Here is a 3578-nt window from a genome sequence, read left to right on the forward strand (position 1 = left end):
GAACCGAACCATCAACCGTTTACCCCCACCCCGATCGGCTTTGCCGATCGACCCTCCCCACAAGGGGGAGGGTAAAGGAGGCGTCCCATGAACATCCTCGAACGCTATCACGCCATGGAATACGGTCCGGCGCCGGAAGCCCGCAACGAGGCCGATGCCTGGCTCGCCGGTTGCGATTTTTCCAAGGCGCTGTTCATCGACGGCGCCTGGAAAGCGGCGGCCGGCGGCAAGATTTTCGAGACCAGCGAGCCGTCCTCCGGCAAGCTGCTTGCGAAGGTCTCGGATGCCGGCGCGGCCGACATCGATGCCGCGGTTACCGCCGCCGCCAAGGCGCTGCCAAAATGGTCGGCTTCCTCCGGCTACGCCCGCGCAAAAATCCTCTACGCCATCGGCCGCGCCATGCAGCGCCACCAGCGCCTGTTTGCGGTGCTGGAATCGATCGACAACGGCAAACCGATCCGCGAAAGCCGTGACATCGACGTGCCGCTGGCGATCCGCCATTTCATCCATCATGCCGGCTGGGCGCAGACGCTCGAGAAGGATTTTCCCGACCATAAGCCGGTCGGCGTCGTCGGCCAGGTCATTCCGTGGAACTTCCCGCTGCTGATGCTGGCCTGGAAGATCGCGCCGGCTCTGGCCGCCGGCTGCACGGTGGTGCTGAAGCCGGCCGAGTTCACGCCGCTCACCGCGATCCTGTTTGCCGAGATCTGCGAGCGAGCCGGCGTGCCGAGGGGTGTTGTCAACATCGTCCAGGGCGGGCCTGAGGCGGGCGCGGCCATCGTCAATCATCCCGGCGTGCAGAAGATCGCCTTCACCGGCTCATCGGAAGTCGGCAAGATCATCCGCAAGGCGACCGCCGGCTCAGGGAAAAAACTGTCGCTGGAACTCGGCGGCAAATCGGCCTTCATCGTCTTCGAGGATGCCGATCTCGACAGCGCCGTGGAGGGTCTGGTCGACGGCATCTGGTTCAACCAGGGCCAGGTCTGCTGCGCCGGCTCGCGCCTCCTGGTGCAGGAGGGTATCGCCGAGGCCTTCATCGCCAAGGTCAAGGTCAGGATGAGCCGGCTGCGCGTCGGCAGCCCGCTCGACAAGAACGCCGATATCGGCCCGCTTGTCGACCGCACCCAGCTCGACCGCGTCAAGGGCTTGATCGCCGAGGGCGCGAAGCAGGGCGCCGTATGCTGGCAGCCGGACGCCGCTTTGCCGTCCTCCGGCTATTATCACCTGCCGACGCTGGCGACGTCTGTTTCGCCGGCTAATATTCTCGCGCAGGAAGAGGTGTTCGGTCCGGTGCTGGCGACCATGACCTTCCGCAACACCGAGGAAGCGATCGAGCTTGCCAACAACACGCGCTACGGCCTTGCCGCTTCCGTGTGGAGCGAGAACGTTAATCTGGCCCTGCATGTCGCGCCGCAGTTGAAGGCCGGCGTCGTCTGGGTCAACGGCACCAACATGTTCGACGCCGCCTGCGGCTTCGGCGGCTATCGCGAAAGCGGCTTCGGCCGTGAAGGTGGCCGCGAAGGCATGTTCGAATATCTGGCGGCAAAGCTTCCCATTGGCCCGGCCATCAAGCCGTCGGCCCCCGGGTCCGCCCAGCCGGTCGAACAGGCCGACGGCACGGCCATCGACCGCACCGCAAAGCTGTTCATCGGCGGCAAGCAGGTGCGGCCGGACGGCAACTATTCTCTGGCCGTCGCCACCGCCAAGGGCAAGCTTGCCGGCGAAGTCGGTCTCGGCAACCGCAAGGATATCCGCGATGCCGTGGCCGCAGCCCGCGCCTGCAAGGCCTGGCCGGATGCGACCGCTTACAACCGCAGCCAGGTTCTCTATTATTTCGCCGAGAACTTGTCCGGCCGCGCCGACGAGTTCGCCGCGCGCCTTGTTCAGCTGACGGGCGTTACGGCCAAGGCTGCGCGCGAGGAGGTCGAGCAGTCGATCGAGCGGCTGTTCCTCTATGCCGGCCTCGCCGACAAGTTCGAGGGCCGCGTCCATCAGCCGCCGGCCCGTGTCGTGACGCTTGCGTTGCATGAGCCGGTCGGCGTCGTGGGCATCGTTGCGCCGGACAACCAGCCGCTGCTCAACTTCATCTCGCTGATCGCCCCGGCGCTCGCCATGGGCAACACGGTGGTCGCGGTTCCGTCGGAGCGGCATCCGCTTTTGGCCACCGACCTCTACCAGGTGATCGAATATTCCGACTTGCCTGCCGGCGCGATCAACATCGTCACCGGCCGCAGCGCCGAGCTTGCCGGTGTGCTGGCCAAGCATGACGATGTCGACGGGCTCTGGCTGTTCGCCGATGCCGACACCTGCGCCAAGGCGGAGGCGGATTCCATCGGCAACCTCAAGCGCGTCTGGACCGGCAATGGCCGCACGCTCGATTGGACGTCGAGCGAGGCGGCCGGCGAGCCCTTCCTGCGCCGGGCCATTGAGGTCAAGAACGTCTGGGTGCCTTACGGCGACTGAGGCGTTCCGCCGAGGCACCGCGCGACGGAACCATTTCAGCCGCTGTCGCGAAGGTGATCGCCTTCGGGCTTGACGCTCGGGCGCGTGTTCTTTAACGAGAAAAAACATCTTTATCTGTGAAATGGAAATCTGACCGCACGATGCCGGCTGTCTGGCACACCACCCCGGGGCCGGCCATCGATAGAGGCGAAACGCTCCAGGCAGGCGAGGAAAAAAATGGCGGATCTGACAGGTAAGGTGGTTGTCATAACCGCGGCGGCGCAAGGCATCGGTCGGGCGAGCGCGCTGGCTTTCGCCAAGGCAGGCGCAAGCGTTCACGCCACCGATATCAACGAGCCGTTGCTGGCGGAGTTGGGCAAAACCCCCGGCATTACGACGCGAAAACTCGATGTGCTGAACGACGCGGCCGTCGCTTCCGCCTTCGCCGAGATCGGCCGCGTCGATGTGCTGTTCAACTGCGCTGGCTTCGTCCATGGCGGTTCAATTCTGGAGATGAAGGACGAGGATCTCGACTTCGCGCTCAACCTCAATGTCCGTTCGATGATCCGCACCATCCGCGCCGTGCTGCCAGGCATGCTGGAGCGCGGCGACGGCTCGATCATCAACATGGCCTCGCTGGCAAGCTCGCAGAAGGGCGTGCCGAACCGCTTCGTCTACGGGCTGACCAAGGCGGCCGTGGTCGGCCTGACCAAGGCGGTCGCCGCCGACTATGTCGCCATGGGCATTCGCTGCAACGCCATCTGCCCGGGCACGGTCGAAAGCCCGTCGTTGCAGGACCGCATGCATGCACAGGGCGACTATGAGGCGGCGCGAGCGGCCTTCATCGCCCGCCAGCCGATGGGCCGGCTTGGCACGCCGGAGGAGATCGCCGATCTCGCCGTCTACCTTGCCGGCGCCACCTACACGTCGGGGCAGGCCTACAACATCGACGGCGGCTGGTCGATCTGACGAAAGGCTCCGAAGTCGGCGGGTTGGTCGGATCGAAACGTCTGAAAATCTCGACGATTTGGCCGGCATCGCAGCGGGCTCGCTTGCCGCCGGTGTGGTCGGCGACTACGGTCCGCTGGCTTTGATGGGAATTTGTGAAAACGGCCGCTGGCCGCAAGGTGGAGAAC

Annotated in this window: 2 protein-coding genes; both read left to right on the forward strand. The window is 65.2% G+C overall.

Annotation, left to right across the window (positions count from 1 at the left end; genetic code table 11):
• Window positions 1-87 precede the first annotated feature (87 nt).
• Window positions 88-2463, forward strand: a complete 2376-nt coding sequence (locus tag EOA24_RS31065) for an aldehyde dehydrogenase family protein (RefSeq protein ID WP_126079962.1) — start codon at window positions 88-90, stop codon at window positions 2461-2463.
• 216 nt (window positions 2464-2679) lie between these two features.
• Window positions 2680-3411, forward strand: a complete 732-nt coding sequence (locus EOA24_RS31070; protein WP_126079961.1) for an SDR family oxidoreductase — start codon at window positions 2680-2682, stop codon at window positions 3409-3411.
• The last annotated feature ends 167 nt before the right edge of the window (window positions 3412-3578 follow it).

The organism is Mesorhizobium sp. M2A.F.Ca.ET.039.01.1.1, assembly GCF_003998035.1.
GTDB lineage: Bacteria > Pseudomonadota > Alphaproteobacteria > Rhizobiales > Rhizobiaceae > Mesorhizobium.